This window comes from Azospirillum largimobile, from assembly GCF_977007025.2.
Window position 1 is genome coordinate 907,946 of sequence record NZ_CDRMUA020000001.1, and the last position, 21,893, is coordinate 929,838.

Annotated in this window: 18 protein-coding genes; 7 read left to right on the plus strand and 11 right to left on the minus strand. The window is 68.1% G+C overall.

Annotated features, from left to right (window positions below; genetic code table 11):
* Window positions 1–2 precede the first annotated feature (2 nt).
* Together icmH and tssJ are read right to left on the minus strand one after the other, a co-directional pair.
* Complete coding sequence (gene icmH / locus ACWPKK_RS04230) at window positions 3–1,544, minus strand: type IVB secretion system protein IcmH/DotU (protein ID WP_452001263.1); 1,542 nt, start codon at window positions 1,542–1,544, stop codon at window positions 3–5.
* Window positions 1,541–2,245: a type VI secretion system lipoprotein TssJ gene (gene tssJ, locus ACWPKK_RS04235; RefSeq protein WP_452001264.1), complete on the minus strand. Its 705-nt coding sequence runs from the start codon at window positions 2,243–2,245 to the stop codon at window positions 1,541–1,543. Before tssJ ends, icmH begins: the two co-directional genes overlap by 4 nt.
* A 243-nt stretch (window positions 2,246–2,488) precedes the next feature.
* Between tssJ and ACWPKK_RS04240 the strand changes: the two genes are divergently transcribed.
* Complete coding sequence (locus tag ACWPKK_RS04240) at window positions 2,489–3,235, plus strand: tetratricopeptide repeat protein (protein WP_452001266.1); 747 nt, start codon at window positions 2,489–2,491, stop codon at window positions 3,233–3,235.
* A 22-nt stretch (window positions 3,236–3,257) separates the two neighbouring features.
* Here ACWPKK_RS04240 and ACWPKK_RS04245 read toward each other — a convergent pair whose 3' ends face one another.
* The 9 genes from ACWPKK_RS04245 to tssA form a co-directional block, all read right to left on the minus strand.
* A complete protein-coding gene (locus ACWPKK_RS04245; protein WP_452001267.1) occupies window positions 3,258–4,799 on the minus strand; it encodes a class I SAM-dependent methyltransferase in 1,542 nt (513 codons plus the stop codon).
* Between the two features lie 168 nt (window positions 4,800–4,967).
* Window positions 4,968–6,053 (minus strand): type VI secretion system baseplate subunit TssG, encoded by a 1,086-nt coding sequence (gene tssG / locus ACWPKK_RS04250; protein WP_452001269.1) that lies wholly within the window; start codon window positions 6,051–6,053, stop codon window positions 4,968–4,970.
* Entirely contained in the window at window positions 6,017–7,849 is a 1,833-nt protein-coding gene (gene tssF / locus ACWPKK_RS04255) for a type VI secretion system baseplate subunit TssF (RefSeq protein WP_452001271.1), read from the minus strand. Before tssF ends, tssG begins: the two co-directional genes overlap by 37 nt.
* Window positions 7,842–8,318: a type VI secretion system baseplate subunit TssE gene (gene tssE / locus ACWPKK_RS04260; RefSeq protein ID WP_452001273.1), complete on the minus strand. Its 477-nt coding sequence runs from the start codon at window positions 8,316–8,318 to the stop codon at window positions 7,842–7,844. Before tssE ends, tssF begins: the two co-directional genes overlap by 8 nt.
* 153 nt (window positions 8,319–8,471) lie before the next feature.
* Window positions 8,472–9,269, minus strand: a complete 798-nt coding sequence (locus ACWPKK_RS04265; RefSeq protein WP_452001274.1) for a type VI secretion system accessory protein TagJ — start codon at window positions 9,267–9,269, stop codon at window positions 8,472–8,474.
* 50 nt (window positions 9,270–9,319) lie between these two features.
* Complete coding sequence (gene tssC / locus ACWPKK_RS04270) at window positions 9,320–10,870, minus strand: type VI secretion system contractile sheath large subunit (RefSeq protein ID WP_452001276.1); 1,551 nt, start codon at window positions 10,868–10,870, stop codon at window positions 9,320–9,322.
* Between the two features lie 7 nt (window positions 10,871–10,877).
* Window positions 10,878–12,371, minus strand: a complete 1,494-nt coding sequence (gene tssC, locus ACWPKK_RS04275) for a type VI secretion system contractile sheath large subunit (protein ID WP_324871796.1) — start codon at window positions 12,369–12,371, stop codon at window positions 10,878–10,880.
* A gap of 4 nt (window positions 12,372–12,375) precedes the next feature.
* Window positions 12,376–12,882, minus strand: a complete 507-nt coding sequence (gene tssB / locus ACWPKK_RS04280) for a type VI secretion system contractile sheath small subunit (RefSeq protein ID WP_111065970.1) — start codon at window positions 12,880–12,882, stop codon at window positions 12,376–12,378.
* Between the two features lie 44 nt (window positions 12,883–12,926).
* The gene (gene tssA, locus ACWPKK_RS04285; RefSeq protein ID WP_324871797.1) at window positions 12,927–14,063 is read right to left on the minus strand and encodes a type VI secretion system protein TssA; all 1,137 of its coding nucleotides are present in this window, start codon (window positions 14,061–14,063) and stop codon (window positions 12,927–12,929) included.
* A 389-nt stretch (window positions 14,064–14,452) separates the two neighbouring features.
* On the opposite strand from tssA, the gene ACWPKK_RS04290 reads away from it, so the two are divergent.
* The 6 genes from ACWPKK_RS04290 to ACWPKK_RS04315 all read left to right on the plus strand — a co-directional run bounded on the left by ACWPKK_RS04290 (window position 14,453) and on the right by ACWPKK_RS04315 (window position 21,887).
* The gene (locus ACWPKK_RS04290; protein WP_452001279.1) at window positions 14,453–14,641 is read left to right on the plus strand and encodes a hypothetical protein; all 189 of its coding nucleotides are present in this window, start codon (window positions 14,453–14,455) and stop codon (window positions 14,639–14,641) included.
* A gap of 17 nt (window positions 14,642–14,658) precedes the next feature.
* Complete coding sequence (locus ACWPKK_RS04295; protein ID WP_324871799.1) at window positions 14,659–15,042, plus strand: PAAR domain-containing protein; 384 nt, start codon at window positions 14,659–14,661, stop codon at window positions 15,040–15,042.
* 4 nt (window positions 15,043–15,046) lie between these two features.
* Window positions 15,047–16,114, plus strand: coding sequence for a methyltransferase domain-containing protein (locus ACWPKK_RS04300; protein ID WP_452001282.1), 1,068 nt, complete (start codon window positions 15,047–15,049; stop codon window positions 16,112–16,114).
* Between the two features lie 189 nt (window positions 16,115–16,303).
* Window positions 16,304–18,994, plus strand: a complete 2,691-nt coding sequence (gene tssH / locus ACWPKK_RS04305; RefSeq protein WP_452001283.1) for a type VI secretion system ATPase TssH — start codon at window positions 16,304–16,306, stop codon at window positions 18,992–18,994.
* Window positions 18,995–19,145: 151 nt separating this feature from the next.
* Window positions 19,146–19,622 (plus strand): Hcp family type VI secretion system effector, encoded by a 477-nt coding sequence (locus ACWPKK_RS04310; RefSeq protein ID WP_149223339.1) that lies wholly within the window; start codon window positions 19,146–19,148, stop codon window positions 19,620–19,622.
* A gap of 144 nt (window positions 19,623–19,766) precedes the next feature.
* Complete coding sequence (locus ACWPKK_RS04315; protein ID WP_452001285.1) at window positions 19,767–21,887, plus strand: type VI secretion system Vgr family protein; 2,121 nt, start codon at window positions 19,767–19,769, stop codon at window positions 21,885–21,887.
* Window positions 21,888–21,893: the final 6 nt, after the last annotated feature.

A 21,893-nucleotide genomic window follows, 5' to 3' on the forward strand; every position in this document is an offset into this window, starting at 1 on the left:
GGTCAGGGCGCCAGAAGGATGTCGACGCGCCGGTTGGCCTGCCGGCCCTCCGCCGTCGTGTTCGGGGCGATCGGGTCGGTGTCGCCGCGCCCTTCGGCGCTCAAGCGGCTTCCATTCTCTTTTCCGGCATCGGCGCCCAGGATTTCCGTCATCAGCTGTTGCACCCGGAAGGCGCGCGCCTCCGACAATTCCTGGTTGGAGGGATAGCGCAGCGACCGGATGGCGACGTTGTCGGTGTTGCCGATCACGGAGATGCGGCCCGGCTCCTTGCGCAGCGCCTCGGCGACATGCCTGAACACCTCGACATAGCGCGGCTCGATGCGGTCGCTGCCCGACGCGAAGACGTTCAGGCGGGTGCGGACCAGCACCCGGCCGTCGGTGCCGCCGCTGACCTCGACCAGCCCCGCCTTGATGTCGGCGGCAAGCGCCAGGGCGACGCGCTCGGCCACGGTCTGGCGGGGCGGCGGGGTGGGAAGCGTGACCGGCGGCGCGATGCGGGCGATCTGCACCGGCTGGTCCGGGATCACCGTGGCCAGCCGGCGATAGGCGGCGTCGGACTGGTCGGACAGTGCGAAGACGAACCAGGCGTAGAGCGCGGCCAACAGCGCCGCGATCAGCACGACCGGCAACCACAGCGGCACCGTCGCCGCCAGCGGGCGGAAGCCGTCGGCCTGTCCGCGCCAATGGGGCGACAGGTCGCGCTCCGCCTCGCCACGCTGTTTGCGGATGACGCGGTAGAGCCGGTCGCGCAGCTTCGCCAACTCGCTGTAGCCGCGCTGGGAGACACGGAACTTGCCCTCGAAGCCCAGCGAAAGGCAGAGGTAGAACAGTTCCAACTCCATCAGGTGGCGGTCCGGCACTTCGGCCATCTGGTCGAGCAGGTCGAAGAAGCGCTCGCCGCCCCAGGTCTCCTTCTGGATGGTGGAGACGAGGCTCTTGTGCGCCCATAGGCTTTGATTGCCCCAGGTGGTCGCCAGCACCACGTCGTCCACCGTCGCGCACAGCGCGTAGCCGGCATTGCGGATCTGGGGGGCAGCCAGGCCGGCGCGTACGGTGGCTGCCTCGAAGCGCTGCATCTCGGCGATGACGCGTTCGCGCAAGGATTCCACGTCGCGGTGCTGTGTCAGGTCGCGCACCCGCACCACCATCGCCAGGATGGGGGCCGCGGCGGTGACCAGCGGGTTGTCGCTGACCGCCGTCAGCGCCGTCAGGGCGGCATCGTCGAGCGGTCGGAAGCCGGGCGAGAGCGGGGCCGACATCGCGGGCGCCGGGGCCTGCGTCTGGAAGGCCGGAGCCTGCGGGGCAGCCGGCTTCGGCGCGGTGAAGGCGGCGGGTGCGAAGGCGGACGGGGCGGCGAAGGGCTGCGCGCTCTGGCCGAAGGCCGGCGGCACCAGCCCGGCCGACCCGCCGGAGAAAGGCGGCGGAGAGGCGGGCGCGGCGCCGGGTGCGGCCGGGCGCTGGAAGGCCATCGGCTGCATCACCGTGGCGTCGATGTCGTCCGGCTCCTCGAACGGGTTCTTGTCGGGCGGCGGCCGGACGCTCATGACGCCCCCTTCAGGATCAGGTTGTGCGTTGCCGCGGGCGGCTGGTCGGCGGCGGGCTTCGGCGTGGCGTCCGGTTTTTCGGCGTTTGGCTTCTCGGTGCTGGGCTTATCGCCGGCCGGCTTTTCGGCCTCCGGCTTTCCGGCTTCCGGCTTGGCATCCTCCGCCTTGGCGTCAGCCGGGGCGTCGGTGCCGGCATTTGCGCCGTCGCCGGGGACGAGCGTGATGGTGCTGGCCGTGGCGGTCAGGACGAAGCTGTTGGCCTTGTTCGGCTCGATCGGCTGCATGGCGCGCCATCCTGCTTCCTCGTAGGCGCGGAAGGCGGCGGCGACGGCCAGCGTCTTCACGTCCGGCTTGGGCTGGACGGTCACGGTCTGCCGGCTGTCGGGCGGCACCGCCAGTTCCTGCCGGTCGAGCAGGGTGGGGCCGAGCGTCGCCTTGTCCTGGTCGATGACCTGGAAGAAATCGGCGTTGGCGAAAGCGTCGCTGGGGCCGAGCTGGTAGAGCCGCAGCATCACCGGAGATGGCCGGCCGTTGGGATCGGGATTCAGCGCCTTGGCCCCCACGACCGTCAATTGGATCGTGGTCGGCGGCGGGGGCGGCGGCGGAGCGGAGGAGCAGGCGGCAAGCGCCGGCACTGCGGCCAGGACGGCAGCGGACCAAATCGTCTTCCGGATCCGCATCCAGCCGGCAATCCTCAGCATCACCACACCTTTCCCCTTATACGAACGGGTATAGCAGGGCACGAATGGATGGTCATCCTTAACCAAAGGCGCCCGCGTGACAATTCCTCGACCGCCGGCTGGGGAGGTTGAACGCTGCGCGCCGGGGGGACAGACTCGGGCGCAGGGGCTGTTCCGCAACTGTGCAGAGAATGGAATAAAACCTGTTCGCGCGCTGTTGGTGGGACGAGAGCTCGGGGGACAATTGCCGAAGGTGCCAGCGCCATGTCCAAGCTTGCCATGCCCACGCTCTGGACCCGGATGAAAGCCGAACTGGGCAACAGCGAGGCGCAGTACCAACTCGCCGAATCGCTGCGGTCGGGCGATGTCGCCGCCGCGATTCCCTGGTATCGGCGTGCGGCCCGCCAGGGCCATGTCGCGGCCCAGACCATGCTGGCCTTCCTGCTCGCCAACGGCATCGGCGTGCCGCCCGATCCGGGCCGGGCGGTGTCCTGGTACCGCCGTGCCGCCGCGAAGGGCGATGTCGGGGCGCAGAACAACCTCGGCTACATGCACGAACATGGTGCCGGCGTGCCGTGCAACCCGGCGAAGGCGGCGCTGTGGTACCGGCTGGCCGCCCTGCAGCAGTCGGCTGCCGCCCAGGTCAACCTCGCCCTGCTTCTGCTCGATGGCCGCGGGGTGGACCGGGACGAGGCGGAGGCCGTCCATTGGCTGCGCGCCGCCGCCGGGCAGGGCCATCCCGCCGCCCAATACCGCCTTGCCCTGTGCCTGCACGAGGGTGTCGGCACTGGGCGCGACGCCGCCGAAGCCGCCCTGTGGATGCAGGCCGCGGCGGCTGCCGGCGACCGCGATGCGCTGGCCGCGCTCGCCGCCATGCGCGCGGACGCGGCTCCCGCCGTTCCTGACGACGTGGACGGCGAGGGCTGGGAAGAGGAGGCGATCGGCTGGCAGCATCAGGCGGAGCGCCGCCCCATGCAGGGCGCCCATGCCGGAGCGATGCCGCCGGGCTGACGCCCGGCGTGTGCGGGACGCCTCATCCGATCATGCCCAGCTTGCGCCAGACCGGCAGGCTGTTGGCCATGCACCAGCCCATGCTGTCGGCGATGGCCTTGCGGCTGGCATCGTCGGCGTTCTCCGGTGCGTCCAGACGGCGCATGGCGTGGGCGACCAGCGCGTCCAGCGTCTCCGGCACGCCTTCGCTGAGGCCGTCATAGAGCAGCGCCTCCATCGTGCTGACATGCAGGCCGGCGCCTCCGATCGATGCGGCCAGCGCGGTGCTCTTGCGGCCCTCGCTGGTGGCGAGTTCGTTGGCGGCGGCGCGGTTGTGGGCCAGCACGCCGGGTAGCGGCGTCACCGTTTCCGGCGGGTTCGGAACAGGAATGGCTTGGCTGGAGCCGGTCAGCATGCCGGCGATCTCCACCGCCGACAGGTTGCCGCCGGCCCGCCGGATTTCCGGCAACTCCATCAGGTCGCCGATGCGGCGGGGTCCCTCGGCCAGCGCGTCGAAGATCGGCTCGTAATGCTTGGCCTCCAGCGTCGCCTCGCCCAGCGGCACCTGGATGGTGGTGCGGGCATCGGCGCGCGGGATGATCATCGCCATCGCCATGTCCATCAGCATCGCGTCGCGCTTGGCCACGCTGATCCGCCGGGCGCCGCGGACGAACACGTCGCGGCGGAAGGGGCGGCCGACGCAGTAGTCCTTGAAGGTCTCGCGCAGGCTGGGCACGCCGATGCTGTCCAGCGCCGTGCGCTGGTCGGGCGTCAGCGACAGGTCCGGATAGTTCTCGAAAAGGGTGGCGGAGCCGGCATAGGTCAGCTTGGCCTCGCCCAGTTCGCGGGCGACATCGACATGGTAGAGCGGCTGCCAGCTGCCGTTCAGATACTCATGCGCGAGATAGACCGACTGCTCCGTGCTGTTCTTGGCTTTGGTCTCGCCGCGCAGCTTGCCGAACATCGCCTCGTCGCCGAGGATCTTGGCGCCGGCCTTGTAGAGCTGCTCGGCGAAGTCCAGGCCGGCCTTCACCTGAACGTCGCTGCGCTGGTGGACCAGCCCCGAATACTCGTACAGCAGACGCTGCAGCGGCATCATCGGCGCCCAGCCGGGCATGGCGTTGTAGCTGACATAGACCAGCCCGCCGGGCTTCAGCTTCTTCGCCAGGAAACGCGCGATGGCGCCGCGGTTCATCGGGCTGACCCAGCTGTAGACGCCATGCAGCGTGACGAAGTCGAACTCCGGCAGCTCCGGCCCTTCGCCATCGGCCATTTCGGCGAAGCTCGCCTCATGGAAGCTGATGTTGGTCAGGCCGGCCGCCTCGGCGGCATCGCGGGCGCGGGCGATGTGGGCGGGGTGGAAGTCCACCGCATGGAACCGCCCCTGCGGGTTGGCCGCCGCGAACAGCGCCACCGTCGTGCCGTGACCGCAGCCGAGCTCGCAATAGTCGAAGCCGTTCGCAGTGGAGGGCGGGGCGATGCCGTTGATCAGGCAGCTCAGCGTCAGATGCGCGGGGCCCTGTTCGCGGTAGAAGCCCGGCAGATATTCGATGTCCGACACATAGCCGGCGCTCCAGTCGCTCATTGGGTCCTCGTTTCAGCTCAAGCCGTCGGCCCCCACCCCAACCCTCCCACGCTCTCGGCGGACCGTAGGTCCGTCCGACACAGGGGAGGGGGCAAATTGTCCCTCCCTTGCGAAGCGGGGGAGGGAGGGACCCGCGAAGCGGGAGGGTGGGGGCACGCGGGCAACCACTCACAAATCCTGCATCGGAAAAACCGCGTCCTTGCGCTCGACCGGGCTTGGCGCGTGCAGCACCCAGCCGTTCCAGCCCAGACGCGAGGCGTTGGAATCGTCGTCGCCGGCGGCCAGCCGGGCGGCGGGCACCTCGGCCGCCTGCAGGCTCACCTGAAGCTCGAAGTCCAGCTCCGGCCCGACATACATGCGGACCAGATCCTGCAGCTTCCGGAACTCGCGGCCTTCCGGCATGAAGTCGCGGAACTGGTCGTGGTTCAGCGGGCCGATGCGCAGGCGGAACTTGCCTTGGACATCCCAGGCGCGGTCGCCGGCCAGCGCGTCGATCCCCAGCCTGCAATGCTGGCCCTCGGGGTCCGACAGGCTGGGCAGGCGCGTCTGCCCGTCCGGCGCGATCGGCAGCCAGCCGCCGACGAAGCTCTCCACCGTCACCGGTCGGCCGAGGAAATCGGACAGCATCTCCTGCAGATCGTTGGCCGAGCGCGTGCCCCGCGACATCAGGCCGGAATAGTGCAGAAGCGTCTCGTCCTCCACCACCAGCCGCTTGGCGAGCGAGGGCTGGCCGATGCCGACGAAGCTGGACAACGTGGTGCTGACCGGATCGGGTTCGCGCTGGCCCTGGCTGCGCTCGAAGGACACCGGCAGCCGGTATTTGGCCCAGGCGCGGTAGAACAGCGAGAAGCTGCGGTGGTGGAAGACGTCGAAGAAGTCGCGCAGCGCCCGGTTCCGCTCGCGCAAAGACCGGATCATCAACTCGGTATAATGCTGCGGCAGAACGCCCAGCGGCCCGACCAGCCCCAGGAAGGCGCCCACCACCGTCGGCGGCCGACCATCCTGGCCCGGCTCGGCCCCGGCCACCTGGTTGCCGGGGAAGGTCAGCGAGGTCTCGGCGCGCAGGCGCACCACCTCCTCTCGCGGGTCATGGTCGTGGCCCACGGCATGGCGGCGCGTGTTGCGCGGATCACGCGCATCGCGCCGGGCCTGCCATTCCAGCACCCGCACCGCCTGGAAGAAGTCGAAGCGGTGGGGCGCGCGGAACAGCCGGTCGATTACAGAAGCGGGCGGTTGCCGGCGCGGGCGGGCCATGTGCGGAGCACTCCGGTGCGGCCCTTGACCGTAGCGGTCAGCCGCGTGAAGGAATTGATCGAGCAGTACAGCCCCAGGAAATGGTCGAGGATCATCGCCAGCAGGAACATGCCGCTGCCGCTGAAGCGTTGCGGGTCGAATTCGATGCCGACGTCGATGCCGCGGCACATGGCGTCGCCCCAGGCGACATCGCCCGGCCGGGACGGCGCCCGCGCGGTGCCGCGCTTGGTCGTCACCTTGACGATGCCGTCGGCGATGCCGCGGGTCTCGGCCGAATCGCGGAAGTCGTAGAGCCGCAGGATCTCGCGCAGCGCCTCCGTCCCCTCCGCCCCGCCGGAGATCGACAGGTGGTTCAGCAGCAGGTGTGAGACGAGGCGCCAGCGATGGCCCTTGCGTTCGGCGATGCGCAGGGTCGGCGTCGGCGGCGTCAGGCAGGACAGGCCGGCGACCGCCGCCATCCCCTCCGTCAGCTTCAGGTGCGGGTGACCGCCGCCATAGGGCAGCTGTCCCGGCAGATCGCGGTTGAGGCAGGTCGTCTCCACCGACAGCACGGACTCCGCCGGGCTCGACGGGTCGAAGTCGAGATCGACCAGCGCCAGATGCACCTCGGTGCCGGGATCGCGTCCACCCGCCGGGCGGCGGCTGGCGGTGTAGTAGGTGCGGCTGACCGCTTCGACGCCGCCGTGGCGCAGGCCGTAGAAGGGCAGGAAGCGCCGCTGCTTGCCGTCGGGATCGGTGGCCAGCACGCTGTCGACCGAATAGACCTCCAGCGCGCCGGGTCGGCGGGCATCGGGAACCACGCGGTGCTCGTGCTGGGTCTGGGTCAGGGCCACCGGCTCCGCCCGCTGGCGGAACAGGTTGACCACCGGGGTGCAGCCCAGCGCGAAGTTGTCCTTCGACACCGCGCGCTCCAGGTCGCCGTCGGTGTTGTTCAGGTAGATGAAGATCTCCAGCGTGTTGCCGGCGCGGCGCAGCACCTTCGGCGACACATGCAGGTCGAAGAACAGGAACTTCTCCGGGAAGGCGAAATATTCGGTCAGCAGCCGGTAGCCGCCATGGGAGCGGGCGGGGTAGGGCAGCATGCCCTCCTCGTCGCGGAATCCCACCGGGCGGATGGCGTCGGTACCGAGGATCACCGCGTTCGGATCCTGTGGGTCGTCGGCCAGCGCCACCGAGACGGCGTTGTTGAAGATCAGTTCGTGCAGGGCATAGACCTGCTGCGGCTGGCCGCGCAGGAAAAAGCGCAGGGTGTCCGGCGCCAGTTCCGTGAAGGTCATCTCCGGCACGCGGCAGCGCAGGGTGAGGCGCAGCGAGGCCACCGCGTCGCCCGCCCGCGGGTTGGGCGGCGCCACCAGCGGCCGCCCGGCGAGCACCGCCTGGTCCAGCTCGATCGGCCACAGGGTGGCGGGATAGACGGTGCGGAAGCGGCAGGTTTCCCCGCGCAGCGCCTCCGTCTCCAGCTCCGTCCCCTTCGGCACGGTGTGCGAGCCGGTGAGGTCCGCGCTGCTCTTCATCTGCACCACCGCCATCGACGGGATCGGCGCCAGATAATGCGGGTAGAGCACGTCGAGCAGCGTGTCCACCAGTTCCGGATACTCGTCGTCCAGCTTGCGGCTGATGCGGGCGTTGAGGAAGGCGACGCCCTCCAGCAGGCGGGCGACGTGCGGGTCCTCCACCGCATCGGCGCTGAGCCGCAGTCGGCCGGCGATCTTCGGATGCGCCTCCGAGAACTCCGCCGCCATGCGGCGCAGATAGGTCAGCTCGCGGTTGTAGTATGGGAGGAGTTCGTCAGCCACGGGCCTTGCTCGTCACGGTGACCATGTTGGAGGTGGGATCGACCACCGAATCGAAGACCATCGGCTCGGGCGCGGGGTCGGCATGGATCAGCGCCTCGATCCGGAAGCGCAGCGTACGGTCGGCCGGGTCGCTGTTGTCGACCATGGACACCGCCAGATGGGCGAAGCGCGGCTCCCACCGGCGGATCGCCGCCTCGATCTGCGCCACCACCTCGCGCCGCCGGGATTCGGTGGCGACATTCTCGACCAGCAGGTCGTGGCAGCCATAGCCGAGGATCGAATCCGCCAGTTCCGTCAGGTCGTCCGGCCAGCCCAGCACCCGCCGCCGGGTGTTCAGCAGGTTCTCCAGGTCGCGCCGGATCGCCGCCCGCAGGTCCGCCACGGTGTGCGGCCGCGGCGCCACGTGCTCCGGCGTGTCGTCGAGCAGGCGGTCCAGGACGGACAGGGTGATGGACTGGTTGCGATCCATGGAGTGGCTTTCGGAGGTGCTTGGACGCTTGCCCCCACCCTAACCCTCCCCCGCTGGGCGGGGGAGGGGACAGGTGCTGATGCGGGAGAGGGGCGGCAGTCCCTCCCCCGCCCAGCGGGGGAGGTTAGGTGGGGGCATCTGGACTGCGCTTCCTCACACCGCCCCCGAGAACTCCAGCGTCCCCAGCTGCAGCATCGGCACGCTCTCCTCGCCGACGAGGAAGCAGCGCTGGCCCTGGCCGCGCACCGGCGCGTCTTCCGACCAGTCCGTCACCCGGCCCAGCTTCACCGCGGCGTCCGCCTCGGCCGGCGTGCCGCCGTAGAGCGTGGGCAGATAGACCTCGCCGTCCGGGCCGCCGCGCACCACCATGTGGGCCGGGCGCCACAGCAGGTCGCGCGGACGCTGGGGCGCCCGGAACTCGACCTGCTCCACCGTCTCGGTGGCGATCCAGAAATACTTGCCGGTGCTGGTGTAGACCTCGAAGAAACCGCCGGACAGGTCGTCCAGGTCGCGGAAATCGTCGAAGGGCGTGCCGTCATGGCTGCCGGACACCGGCGGGCGGATCTCCTCGGCCTGGGCCAGCTTCGCCACCGCGTCGGCGGTGTCGCCGGAGCGCAGCGCGACAAGCGCCTCCAGATGCAGGCGCAGATGGTCGGCCGGCTGGTCGATGAATTCCGGCACGCGGCCGTCGGCGAACAGCTGGCGCCGCGCCTGTTCGGCCCGCACCAGCTGGCGGAACAGCGCCATGGTGACGGCCACCTGCGGCTCCTGCGTGCCGATGGTGTCGAGCTGCAGGTCGGCGCGCTCCAGATTGCCGGCGAAGCTCAGCAGCTCGGCCAGGAAGACGCGGCGGTCGAGATCGGTCGGGTTCTTCTTGATCTCGCCGTTCAGCGTGGTGATCGCCTCGTCGAGGCGGCCCGCCTGGAACAGTTGGGCTGCGGTTTCGCTCATGGTCTGTATCTCTCCCTGGATGGAGCGCCTGACTTCGGTTGACGGTCGGGTCAGGCCGCGCCGCCGGTTTGGGCCAGCTCGGTCACCAGCTTGAAGGTCGAGAAGACCTGATCCAGCTGGAAGTGCGGCCGAAGGTGGATGACGCATTGGTAGTTGCCGGGCTTGCCCGGAATGGCGCGGACCTGGATGCTGCCCTCGCGCAAGGGATAGCGGGCCTTCTGGTCGAGGCTGGCGTCGTCGTTGCCCAGGCAATAGCCGTGCAGCCAGCTCTGCAGGTCGCGTTCGCATTCCTCCGGCGTGACGAAGGAGCCGACGCGGTCGCGCACCATCACCTTCAGGAAATGGGCGAAGCGCGCGATGCAGAACATGTAGCGCAGCATCGCCGACAGCCGGGCGTTGGCCGTCGCCGTGGTGGTGGTGAACTGGCCGACCCGCTGGACCGACTGGTTGCCGTAGAAGACCAGATAGGGCGTGTCCTTGCAGCGGCTGACCGGAATGAAGCCGAGATCGTCGAGATCGCGCTCCAACTGGTCGGAGATCGACACTTCGACCGAGAATTTCTGCGCGACCTTGATGCTGTCGGTGGCGAAGTCCGGCACCACCAGCTCGGTCACCAGCCCGCCGCCAACCACGTCGCGCTGGGCGCCGCGGATGTCGGCGAACCAGCCATGCTGCAGGTAGGAACGGATCAGCACGGTGCCGAAGGCATAGACGGCATTGCCCCAGCAATGATCCTCCAGCCGCATGCCGCCCTCGCCGCCCACTGATTCCTCGCGGAAGCGGAAGCCGTGGCGGGCCTGCGGATCGTCGCCATAAGGCTCGCGCATCAGCACGCGCGGCAGGGCCACGCCGACGAACCGCGAATCCTCCGTTTCCTGGAAGCGCTGCCAGCGCTGGTATTCCGTCTGCCGCAGCACCGACTTGAGGTCTAGCGGCAGGCCGAGCTCGTGGAAGGTCTCCAGGCCGAACAGCTCGGGCGCCGCGCCGACGATTGCCGGCGCGAAGGCGGCGGCGGCGACCTGGGCCAGCCCCTTGAGACCGGACACGTCGTCGGTCGGCCGATCCTTGGTCGGGCGATGCTGGACCGCATAGTCGCACAGCAGCACGCCGAAGGGGCGGCCGCCGGGCATGCCGAATTCGTCGCTGTAGACCTTGTTGAACAGCTGGCTCTGGTCGAACTCGATGGCGCGCTCCTGGTCGCGGCACAGTTCGGGCCAGGTCAGGTTGAGCAGGCGCAGCACCACCGTCTCGGCGTTCTGCGCCTGCTTCACCAGCGTGCGCACCCCGCGCCACGAGCCTTCCAGCGACTGGAAGCGCTTGTGGTGCAGGATGGCGTTGACCTGTTCGGACAGCAGCGCGTCGATCGCCGCGATGTCGCGGTCGAGCGCGGCGCGCAGCTTGTCCAGGCTGTCATGAACGGGAAGCGTGATGCCGAACCACAGCCGCAACGCCTCCCCGGGGCCATTGGCCGCCAGGAAGGCGTCGAGCGGGCCGGCATCGTCGCGGCCGAGCGCCATGTCGACCGCCCGCAGACGCAATGGCCGTTCAAGGACCGTCGCCTCCGCGTCGTCGGCATGAATTTCGGCCGCGTGCCCGGTCATGCGGTTATCAGCCGGCCTGCGGGATGCGGGCGACCATGCGCATGGAGGTGGTCAGTTCCTCCATCTGCAGCCACGGGCGCATCCAGGCGACGGCGTTGTAGGAGCCGGGCTTGCCTGGGATCTCCTTCACCTGCACCTTGGCCTCGGCCAGCGGGTACTTCGCCTTCATCTCTTGGCCCGCGGCTTCGTTGCCGTTGACGTAGTTCAGGATCCAGCGGTTCAGCCACGCCTCGCAGTCGCTCGCCTCCATAAAGGAGCCGATCTTGTCGCGCGCCATGATCTTCAGGTAATGGGCGAAACGCGAGGTCGCCATGATGTAGGGCAGGCGGGCGGAGATCGCGGCGTTCGCGGTCGCCTCCGGCCGGTCGTACTTCTTGGGCTTCTGCGTGGTCTGGGCGCCGAAGAAGACGGCGTAGTCCTGGTTCTTGTAGTGGCAGAGCGGCAGGAAGCCCAGCTTCGACAGCTCGGCCTCGCGGCGGTCGGTGATGCCGATCTCGGTCGGGCACTTGGCGTCGCTGTCGCCGTCGTCCGAGGTGAAGGTGTGGAAGGGCAGGTTCTCCACCTTGCCGCCGCCTTCGGCGCCGCGGATGGCCGTGCACCAGCCATACTGCGAGAAGGCGTTGGTCAGGCGCTGGCCCATCGCGTAGGAGGCGTTCATCCAGCAGTAATCGTTGTGGGCCATCGGCCGGGCGATACCGCCTTCGTACGGAGCCTCCTCGTACTCGAACTCCTCGATCGGCTTGGTGTTGGCGCCGTAGGGCATGCGGGCGAGCACGCGCGGCATGGTCAGCGTGACGAAGCGGCTGTCGTCGCTCTCACGGAAGCTGCGCCACTTGGTGTACTCGACGCTGTCGAAGATCTTCTCGAGGTCGCGCGGCTTCGACAGCTCGGTCATGTCCTCGAAGCCGAACAGCTTCGGGCTGGCGGCCGAGATGAAGGGCGCGAAGGCGGCCGCCGCGACGTTGGAGACACCGGTCAGCAGCTCCATGTCGTCGGGGTGGTTGGTGAACTCGTAGTCGCCGATCAGGGCGCCGTAGGGTTCGCCGCCGGCGATGCCGAACTCGTTCTCGTAGATCTTCTTGAACAGGTTGCTCTGGTCGAACTCGACCGCCTTCGAGATGTCCTTGTACAGGTCCTTCTTCGGGCAGTTCATGACGCGGATCTTGAGCGTGGAGCCCGTCTCCGAGTTCATGACCAGATAGTTCAGGCCGCGCCACGAGCCTTCCAGCTTCTGGAACTTCTCGTGGTGCATGATGGCGTTGAGCTGCTTGCTGATCTTGGCGTCGATCGCGGCGATCGCCTTGTTGATCGTCTGGCCCAGGTTCTTGTTGAAGGTGACCGTGCCGGCCAGCGCTTCCTGGGTCAGGGTGCGCAGCAGCTCCTGCGCACGGTCCGGCTCGGTCTGCTTGGTGGCGGCGATGGCCTGGTCGAGAATCGAGAGGCCGGTGCCTTCGGCAACGGCGCCGGCGGCGGCCGCGCCCTGGGTCTGAGCGTCGCTCATCGGATCAACCCTCCTTCTTCTCGGTGCCGAGCTCGCCGCTCAGCGCGGCCAGTTCGTCGGTGTTCTGCAGCACGCGCTCCAGCAGGCCTTCCAGCTCTTCCGAGCGGTCGGCCTTGCTCAGCAGGTCGCGCAGCTGGTTGCGGGTCTCCAGCAGCTTGCGCAGCGGCTCGACCTGCTGCACGACGCGGCCCGGCTCGAAATCCTCCATCGACTTGAAGGCGAGATCGACCGACAGCTGGGTGCCGTCGTCGGCCAGCGTGTTGTCGACCTTCATCTTCAGGCCGGGCGTCATGCGGGCCATGACGTCGTTGAAGTTGTCGCGGTCGATCTGGATGAACTTGCGGTCCTTCAGGGGCTTCAGCGGCTCCGTCGGATCGCCCGAGAAGTCGCCGAGCACGCCCACGACGAAGGGCAGCTCCTTGACGACGGTCGCACCCTCGGTCTCGACGTCGTAGGTGATGTGGACGCGGGGCTTGCGCACGCGATCCAGCTTCTGGTGGATACTCGCCATGTTATCGGACCTCCCTGCTCACGCCGTAGGATAGGCGGTGATCGTCAATACCCTGATTGCTCTGCCGGCGGCGGCGCCTTGGCGCCGGACGCGATGAAGAACTGCCGCCGTGTTTCCTCGTCGGTGATGAGCTCCATCAGGAGTTCCTGCAACGACATGCGGCCGCGGCGGACCACCTCCTCCAACGTGTAGGAGATGGGGGAATGGGGTTCCGTCTTGCGGAAGAAATCGGCGACCTGCAAGAGGACCTTGAAGGCCTCCTCGCGCGTTGTCACAGCCCCGCTCGCCTGTGCCTTGGCGCCGGCCGCCACGATCGCGCCGCCGGTCGCGACCAGTTCGGTGGACGTGGAGGCGGCCTCCGCCGCGGCGGGCTCGTCGCCGCCCAGCGTCGCCAGACGGTCGCGTGCGGCGTAGTTCACCGCGTCGAGCGCCGCCGTCAGGACGTTGCGGATGTTGCCGGCCGGCGGCGCGTCGTAGCCGGCCTTGTCGTAGAGGACCTTGCCCAGCGCCTCGAACTCGTCGATGGCGCCCTGGATGTCCTCCAGCAGGGTCTTGAATTCGGAGGCCGGCGTCTCGCGGACGCTCTGCTCGAACTGTTCCCAGGTGACGGCGCCGTTGTCGATGCGCGCCTGTCGGCGCGCCTCGTCGGTGATCTTCGCCAGTTCGATGGCCTGCTCGTACTGCCAGAGCGAATAGGGAATGTCGCCCAGGGTCAGCGGCACCTTGCGGACCGGCTGGATCAGCGTGCCGTCGGCCGATTCGCCGTTCAGGCCGGTCAGCGGGCCGACGCGGGTGGCGATGCCGTCCTCGTCCGGGGCCGGGTACAGATTGTCCCAGAACCGCTCCACCAGACCGCGGGCCAGCGCGAAGCCGTCGCGCAGGCCGGCGTAACCCTCCGCCCGCAGCAGCGCCTCGATGAACCACGCGGTGACCTCGAGGTCCTTCGCCTGGGTGCGCAGGATGCGCGGGCTGACCTCCAGGATGGTGCGCCATTCCGGCAGAAGGCCGCCGGCGTCGTCCTCCACATCCATGGAGCGTTCGGCGGCGCGGGCGGCGCTGCGGGCATCCTTGACGGTGTAGTAGTCGGCCGAGGCATTCTCGCGCAGGTCGATTCCACATTCGGAATCGCCCTCGATCGGCTGCAAAAGCTCTTCGATGTCGAAAATCTGCGGTGTCGGCATGAAGGAAAGCACCCTTTCCACATTCATATGAAGAAGGTCAGAGCCGCAGGTAGCGGAGCCCGCCGATTTGGGGGTAAGCGTTCGTGCCGGGAAATTGATAGCGTTACTTCCGACGGTTCGACAAGGCTATTCGTCATTTCGAAGGCAGCCGAATAGAATATTGCAGTTGCGTAACAAATCAGCGCCCGGGCTACCCCTATGAGCTTGACGAAACGCAATTGCGGATGAATGCTGTTCGCCTGACGTCGGAATGAACCCTTCCCGGGACCCCATTTGCAATGACTCCTGACGCCATTCCAGCTGCAACCTCGGGGATCGCTGCCGCGCCGGTAGAGGGGCCTGGGGCTGTTTCTCCCGTTCTGATTGAGAAGCGGGATCCGGCCGGCCGTGTGGTCGCGCGGGTCGGCATCGCCGACGGGGTGCTGGAGGGGCCCTGCCTCTTCTTTGCCGAGGATGGGGAGACGGTGGTTGCGCGGGCGGAGTTCCGTGCCGGCCGCCCTGTTCTGCCGCCGCCCGGGTGCGATCCCGCGTCCTCGCTGCTCGGCGCCCCGGTGGCGTCGGGCGATTCCCTGTTCTGACCGGCTGGAGACACCAGATGCCGCCCGCCGCCCGCCTCGGCGACCTGATCAAGCAGGACACGCCGCACTGCCACGCACCGATCCACCCGCCGGCCCCCGTGCCGGCGCCGGCGCCGCATCCGGGCCTGCCGCTGGCGATCGTGCTGGGCAGCCCGACGGTGCTGATCGGAAAGATGCCGGCCGCGCGGCTGACCGACATTTCCGCGCCCTGCGTGCTGCCGGGCTGCATTCCGGCCGGGCCGGGCATGATCTCCCAAGGGTCGACGACGGTGCTGATCAACAACCTGCCGGCGGCGCGCATCAACGACATGACCGCCCACGTCAGCTGCGTCGCGCCGATCCCCGCCCCGGTGGGCAAGGTGATGCCGCCCGGCTGTCCGACCGTCATCATCGGCGGCTGACCGCATGCGCCTTTCCCATTTCGAGCGTCTGCGTCCGGTCTGCCCGCGCTGCCTCGCCACCCGCGGCGTGGCGGTGCCGCTGGCGCTCGGCATCGTCGAGGCGGCGGACGCCGTTGCCGTCCATTGGGGAACGCTGGTCTGCGGCGACGAGGCTTGCGCGATGGAGTATCCCATCGTCGACGGCGCTCCGATCCTGGTGCCGGACCTGCGCGGCTGGATGGCGGCGAACGGGCATCTGCTGACCACCCGCACCGACATTCCGGCGGCGATGGAAGGGGTGCTGGGCGACGGGTTCGGCCCCGACAGCGCCTTCAACGCCACCCGCCAGCACCTGTCCAGCTATGGCTGGGACCATTACGGCGACCTCGATCCCGCCACGGCGGACGGGCAGGCCGGGTCGGTTGTCCGCTGCCTCGCCGCCGGGCTGGACCGGCTTGGACCGATGCCGGCGGGGCCGGCGCTTGACCTCGGCTGCGGCGCCGGACGGACCAGTTTCGAACTGGCGGCGCGGGGGGAGGATCTGGTGCTCGGCCTCGACCTGCACTGGCCGCTGCTGATGCTGGCGCGGCGGGTGATGGAGCGGGGGGAAGCGGTTTTCCCGCTGCGCCGTTCCGGCATCGCCTATGACCGGCAGCGGATCGAGGCGCGGTTCGCCGGGACGGAGCGGGTGGATTTCTGGATCGGCGACGCGCTGTTCCCGCCCTTCGCCCCGCGCAGCTTCGCCCTGGTTGCGGCGATGAACGTTCTGGACTGCGTCGCCTCGCCGCCGGCCCTGCTGCGCGCCATCGATGGCGTGGTGGCGGACGGCGGCGGCGCGGTGCTGGCGACGCCCTTCGACTGGTCGACGCAGGCGACGCCGGTCGAGGCCTGGCTGGGCGGCCATTCGCAGCGGGGGGACGATGCCGGCCGTTGCGAGGCCGTGCTGGCGCGGCTCCTGACGCCGGGCGCCCATCCGCAGTCGGTCGAACGCCTGCAGCTTTTGGGAGAACCGGTCGATATTCCCTGGACGGTTCGGATGCATGACCGCGCCGTCATGCAATATAGAACGCATTTGATGATGTTACGTGCATGATTCGAGAATGAAACGAAGAAGTTTCAGTCTTCTTGCGAAGCATAGCAGTGGATTTTTCGAAATGGCTTGGTCAAAGTCCGCGGCACAGCCAGAGGACGAACCGGCCGGTCGGTTGAGTTGGTGCGGGCGCCGCAGGCGCTCTGCCCGCATGGGTTGAAGACACGCAAGTCACACGAAGGGGGTGGAGCCATGGTGGCGGTCGATCTGCAGAGCATGATTTCGCGGCTTAATCCTCTGTGCCGGCGGGCGCTGGAGGCTGCGGCCGGACAGACGCTGTCGCGCACGCATTACAATTGCGAGATCGAGCACTGGCTTCTCCAGCTGATCGGCGCGGCCGACGGCGACATCTCCGCCATTCTGCGCGTTTACGAGATCGACGCCGGCCGCCTGTCCGCCGACCTGACGCGGGTGCTGGACAAGCTGAAGACCGGCAACAGCCGGGCGCCGGCCCTGTCGCCCAATCTGGTGCAGCTGATGCGCGAGGCGTGGGTGCTGGCCTCGCTGCAGTATGGCGAGGGGGCGGTTCGCTCCGGCCATCTGCTGGCGGCCCTGCTGTCCGACGAATCGCTGTCCGCCCAGGCGCGCGACATGTCTGGCCAGTTCGCGAAGATCACCGCGGATGTGCTGCGCCGGGACCTGCCCAAGATCGTCGCCGATACGGCGGAGGCGCGGACCAGCGCGCCGGTCGCAGCGGCCGGCGGCGCTGCCGGCGGGGCCGCCGCGGGCGGCGCGCCGAAGGTCGGCGGGGCGACCCCCAACCTCGACCAGTACACCATCGACCTGACCGACCGCGCCAAGAATGGCAAGATCGATCCGGTGCTGGGCCGCGACGCCGAGATCCGCCAGATCATCGACGTGCTGACCCGCCGCCGCCAGAACAACCCGATCCTGACCGGCGAGGCCGGCGTCGGCAAGACGGCGGTGGTCGAAGGTTTCGCGCTGCGCATCGCCGCCGGCGACGTGCCGCCGGATCTGCGCAACGTCCGCCTGCTGTCGCTCGACCTCGGCCTGCTCCAGGCCGGCGCCGGCATGAAGGGCGAGTTCGAGAACCGGCTGAAGGGCGTGATCGACGAGGTGAAGGGCTCCAGCCAGCCCATCATCATGTTCATCGACGAGGCGCACACCCTGATCGGCGCCGGCGGGCAGGCCGGCCAGAACGACGCCGCCAACCTGCTGAAGCCGGCCCTGGCGCGCGGCGAGATGCGCACCGTCGCCGCCACGACCTGGGCCGAGTACAAGAAGTACTTCGAGAAGGACCCGGCGCTGACCCGCCGCTTCCAGGTGGTGAAGGTGGAGGAGCCGGCGGAGCCGGTCGCCGTCGACATGATGCGCGGCCTGACCGCCACGCTGGAGAAGCACCACAAGGTCCGCATCGTCACCGAGGGGCTGATCGAATCGGTCCGCCTGTCCAGCCGCTACATCCCGGCGCGCCAGCTTCCCGACAAGGCGGTCAGCCTGCTGGATACTGCCTGCGCCCGCGTGGCGATGAGCCAGACCGCGACTCCGCCGGCCATCGAGGACCGCCGCCGCACCATCCAGCTGACCGAGACCGAGGTCGCGATCCTGGAGCGCGAGCAGGCCATCGGCATCGACCATGCCGAGCAGGTCGGCGCACTCAAGGACAAGATCGCCGCCACCCAGGCCGACCTGGAGGCGCTGGAGGCGCGCTGGACCAAGGAACTGGAACTGGTCCGCGCCATCAACGAGACGCGCGACCAGCTGGTCGCCGCGCATGAGCAGTCGAAGGCCCCGGCCGCAGAGGGCGCCGCTCCCGCGGAGCCGCTCGACGCCGATGCGCTGAATGCCAAGCTGAGCGCGCTGACCGCCGAGCTGACCGCGTTGCAGGGCGAGGATCCGCTGGTCAAGGTCGCGGTGGACGGGCAGGCGGTGGCCGAGGTGGTCGCCAACTGGACCGGCGTTCCAGTCGGCCGCATGGTCTCCAACGAGATCAAGACCATCCTGTCGCTGGCCGACCGCATGAAGGAGCGCATCATCGGTCAGGACCACGCGCTGGACGCCATCGCCCAGGCGATGTGGACCAGCCGCGCCAAGCTGACCGACCCGCGCAAACCGATCGGCGTCTTCCTGATGGTCGGCACCTCCGGCGTCGGCAAGACCGAGACGGCGCTGACGCTGGCCGACCTGATCTATGGCGGCGAGCAGAACGTCACCACCATCAACATGACCGAGTACAAGGAGGAGCATAAGGTCTCCCTGCTGCTCGGTTCGCCTCCCGGCTATGTCGGCTTCGGCGAAGGCGGCGTCCTGACCGAGGCGGTGCGCCGCCGGCCCTACAGCGTCGTCCTGCTGGACGAGCTGGAGAAGGCCCATCCCGGCGTGCAGGACATCTTCTTCCAGGTGTTCGACAAGGGCACGATCAAGGACGGCGAAGGCCGCGACATCGACTTCAAGAACACCGTCATTATCATGACGTCCAACGCCGGCACGGACCTGATCCACAAGCTGTGCGCCGATCCGGAGACCGCGCCGGACGCCGAGGGTCTGCTGGAGGCCCTGCATCCCGAACTGCAGAAGAGCTTCAAGCCGGCCTTCCTCGGCCGCTGCACGGTCATCCCGTACTTCCAGCTTTCGGACGAGAATCTGGCGAAGATCGTGGTCCTGCAGTTGAACCGCATCGCCAAGCGCGTGGTGCAGAACTACAAGGCCGCGTTCTCCTACTCCGATGATCTGGTCCAGAGCATCGTCAACCGCTGCCAGGAGGTCTCCAGCGGCGCCCGCAACATCGAGACGATCCTGAGCCGCACGCTTCTGCCGGAGATCTCGTCCCGCATCCTCGCCCGCATGGGCGACGGCGAGCCGATCACCCGCGTCCACGTCTCGGTCGATGGCGAAGACCGCTTCGTCTACGACATCGCCTGAGTCCGAGGAAACGGGAGGGCCGGGGCGGGCGCGCATAAAAATGACGGGCGGTGACGACCGTCACAGCACCCGCCTCAATTCTTTCGTAACCATACAGCACAGACCAAGCTTCACCCGTTAAGACCGACTTCAAGAGAGCGAGGAGACAACCATGGCGATCTATATCAAGTACGACGGCATCGACGGCGAGGCCACGCACGAGACCCACAAGAAGTGGCTGGACGTCGGTTCGCTGCAGTGGGGCGTCGGCCGCGCCATCAGCACCCCGTCGGGCTCGACCGCCAACCGCGAAGCCTCGGAGCCGTCGGTGTCGGAAGTGACCATCACCAAGCTGATGGACAGCTCCTCGCCGAAGTTCTTCGTCGAATCCTGCACCGGCGCCATCGGCAAGAAGGTGCAGATCCACCTCGTCACCACCGGCAGCCCGGGCAACACCTACGCCGAATACACCCTGACCAACGCCCTGGTCTCGGCCTACTCGATGTCGTCGGGCGGTGACCGTCCGTCGGAATCGATCTCCATCAGCTTCACCAAGATGGAGTACAAGTTCATTCCGTACGACGACAAGAACAAGGCCGGCACGCCGATTTCGGTCTCCTACGACCTGTCGACGACCAAGAGCGCCTAAGTTCGGCTCCACTTGCCCCCACCCTAACCCTCCCCCGCTGGGCGGGGGAGGGGATATCTCCCTCCCCTGCGAAGCGGGGGAGGGTAGGGGTGGGGGCAAGACCTTCCTCGACCATTGCTTCCCAACACATAGGACCAAGCCCGCATGTCGGATGCGCCCACCATCTCGCAGACCGGCCGGCTTCTGTCGCTGACCTCGCCGCTCGGCGCGGACGTGCTGATCCCGGTTGCCGTCGAGGGAGAGGAAGGGCTGTCGCGCCTGTTCCGCTACACCGTTACGATGATCTCGCCGCGGATGACCATCGCGCCGGCCGACATCCTGGGAAAGTCGCTGACGCTGTCCGTCGCGCGCCAGGGTGGCAGTCCGCGCATCATCAACGGCATCGTGAAGAGTTTTTCCGCCGGGCCGCTGGCCCTGCGCGGCTACCGCCGCTACACGGCGGAGATCGTGCCGTCCCTGTGGCTCGCGACCCTGCGCTCCGACTGCCAGGTGTTCCAGGACAAGAGCGTCGTCCAGATCGTCGACGCCATGCTGTCCGACTGCGGCGTGACCGAGGTGAAGAAGCAGGGGCTGTCAGGCACCCACAATGCCCGCCCGGTCTGCGTGCAGTACCGCGAGACCCATTACGACTTCATCGCCCGCCTTCTGCAGGACGAGGGCATCTATTTCTATTTCCAGCACGAGGCCGGCAAGCACACGCTGGTGCTGAGCGACAGCGCGTCGGGCTATACCGACTGCCTGGACAAGGACGTCAACCACTCCACCGCGTCGCAGGGCAACACGCTGGCCATCGACGGCTGGTCGCATTCCCAGTCCTACGTGTCCGGAAAATGGACGCTGAAGGACTATAATTTCGAGACGCCCAGCACCGACCTGACCGCCAGCACCACCACGGTGCTCGGCGTCTCCGCCTTCAAGTCGCACGAGATGTTCGCCTATCCCGGCGGCCACATGGTCAAGGCCGACGGCACCGACCTGTCGCGCCTGCGCATGGAGGAGACGGAGACCGGCTATGAGCGGGTGGAGGGCACGGCGACCTACCGCGGCCTGTCGGCCGGCGGCAAGATCTCCATGGCCGGCCATGCGGTGACGGCGGAGGTCGGCAAGGGCTATGTCGTCACCGATCTGGCGCTGAGCGCGCAGGACGAGAGCCATCTCGGCAATGGCGGCATGCCGCCGCAATTCTCCTGCCGCTTCGCCGCGATCCCCGAGGCCACCGTGTTCCGCCCGCCGCCGGTGCCGCGCCCGCGCACCCATGGTCCCGACACCGCCACCGTCGTCGGTCCCAGCGGCGAGGAGATCTACTGCGACAAGTATGGCCGCGTCCGGGTGCAGTTCCATTGGGACCGCAAGGGCGCCAAGGACGAGAAGAGCTTCGTCTGGCTGCGCGTCGCCCAGACCATGGCCGGCAAGAACTGGGGCACCATCTTCACCCCGCGCGTCGGCATGGAGGTGCTGGTCGACTACATCGGCGGCGATCCCGACCGGCCGCTGATCGTCGGCTGCGTCTACAACGCCGAGAACATGCCGCCCTATACGCTGCCCGACAACAAGACGCAGAGCGGCATCAAGACCCGCTCCAGCAAGGGCGGCGACGCGGCGACCTTCAACGAGCTGCGCTTCGAGGACAAGAAGGACGCGGAAGAGATCTATTTCCACGCCCAGAAGGACTTCACCCGGATGGTGGAGAACGACGACAAGCTGACCGTCGACCACGACCAGACCATCACCATCAAGAACGACCGCACCGAAACGGTGTCGGAAGGCAACGAAGCCGTCACCATCGCCAAGGGCAACCGCAGCGTCACCGTGTCGAAAGGCAACGACACCCACGAGGTGACCGAGGGCAACCAGACCCTGACGGTGGGGAAGGGCAACCGCACCGTCACCGTCAGCAAGGGCAACGACACCCACACGGTCGGCGAGGGCAACCGGATGGTCGAGGTCGGGCAGGGCAACGACAGCCTGACCGTCAAGCAGGGCGACATGTCGGTCGACGTCAAGCAGGGCGATTACGCCCTGAAGCTCGGCATGGGCGACGTTTCGGTGAAGGCGTCCGCCGGGCAGATCACCATGCAGGCCGCGACCGGCATCGAACTGAAGGTCGGCGGCAACAGCATCAAGATCGACCAGACCGGCGTCACCATCAAGGGCAGCATGGTCAAGCTCACCGGCGACATGCAGGTGCAGATCAAGGGCGCGATGACGCAGGTGAATGGCGACGCGATGGTTAAGATCCAGGGCGGCGTGGTAACCATCAATTGACGAACG

What these genes read in the sequence shown, in the direction of transcription:
- ACWPKK_RS04265 (WP_452001274.1), bottom strand. Translation starts at nt 9,269, where the DNA reads ATGAGCGAAACCGCAGCCCAACTGTTCCAGGCGGGCCGCCTCGACGAG.
- tssB (WP_111065970.1), bottom strand. Translation starts at nt 12,882, where the DNA reads ATGGCGAGTATCCACCAGAAGCTGGATCGCGTGCGCAAGCCCCGCGTC.
- ACWPKK_RS04310 (WP_149223339.1), top strand. Translation starts at nt 19,146, where the DNA reads ATGGCGATCTATATCAAGTACGACGGCATCGACGGCGAGGCCACGCAC.
- tssJ (WP_452001264.1), bottom strand. Translation starts at nt 2,245, where the DNA reads ATGCTGAGGATTGCCGGCTGGATGCGGATCCGGAAGACGATTTGGTCC.
- ACWPKK_RS04240 (WP_452001266.1), top strand. Translation starts at nt 2,489, where the DNA reads ATGTCCAAGCTTGCCATGCCCACGCTCTGGACCCGGATGAAAGCCGAA.
- ACWPKK_RS04245 (WP_452001267.1), bottom strand. Translation starts at nt 4,799, where the DNA reads ATGAGCGACTGGAGCGCCGGCTATGTGTCGGACATCGAATATCTGCCG.
- tssC (WP_324871796.1), bottom strand. Translation starts at nt 12,371, where the DNA reads ATGAGCGACGCTCAGACCCAGGGCGCGGCCGCCGCCGGCGCCGTTGCC.
- tssG (WP_452001269.1), bottom strand. Translation starts at nt 6,053, where the DNA reads ATGGCCCGCCCGCGCCGGCAACCGCCCGCTTCTGTAATCGACCGGCTG.
- tssH (WP_452001283.1), top strand. Translation starts at nt 16,304, where the DNA reads ATGGTGGCGGTCGATCTGCAGAGCATGATTTCGCGGCTTAATCCTCTG.
- ACWPKK_RS04295 (WP_324871799.1), top strand. Translation starts at nt 14,659, where the DNA reads ATGCCGCCCGCCGCCCGCCTCGGCGACCTGATCAAGCAGGACACGCCG.
- ACWPKK_RS04315 (WP_452001285.1), top strand. Translation starts at nt 19,767, where the DNA reads ATGTCGGATGCGCCCACCATCTCGCAGACCGGCCGGCTTCTGTCGCTG.
- tssC (WP_452001276.1), bottom strand. Translation starts at nt 10,870, where the DNA reads ATGACCGGGCACGCGGCCGAAATTCATGCCGACGACGCGGAGGCGACG.
- icmH (WP_452001263.1), bottom strand. Translation starts at nt 1,544, where the DNA reads ATGAGCGTCCGGCCGCCGCCCGACAAGAACCCGTTCGAGGAGCCGGAC.
- ACWPKK_RS04300 (WP_452001282.1), top strand. Translation starts at nt 15,047, where the DNA reads ATGCGCCTTTCCCATTTCGAGCGTCTGCGTCCGGTCTGCCCGCGCTGC.
- tssA (WP_324871797.1), bottom strand. Translation starts at nt 14,063, where the DNA reads ATGCCGACACCGCAGATTTTCGACATCGAAGAGCTTTTGCAGCCGATC.
- tssE (WP_452001273.1), bottom strand. Translation starts at nt 8,318, where the DNA reads ATGGATCGCAACCAGTCCATCACCCTGTCCGTCCTGGACCGCCTGCTC.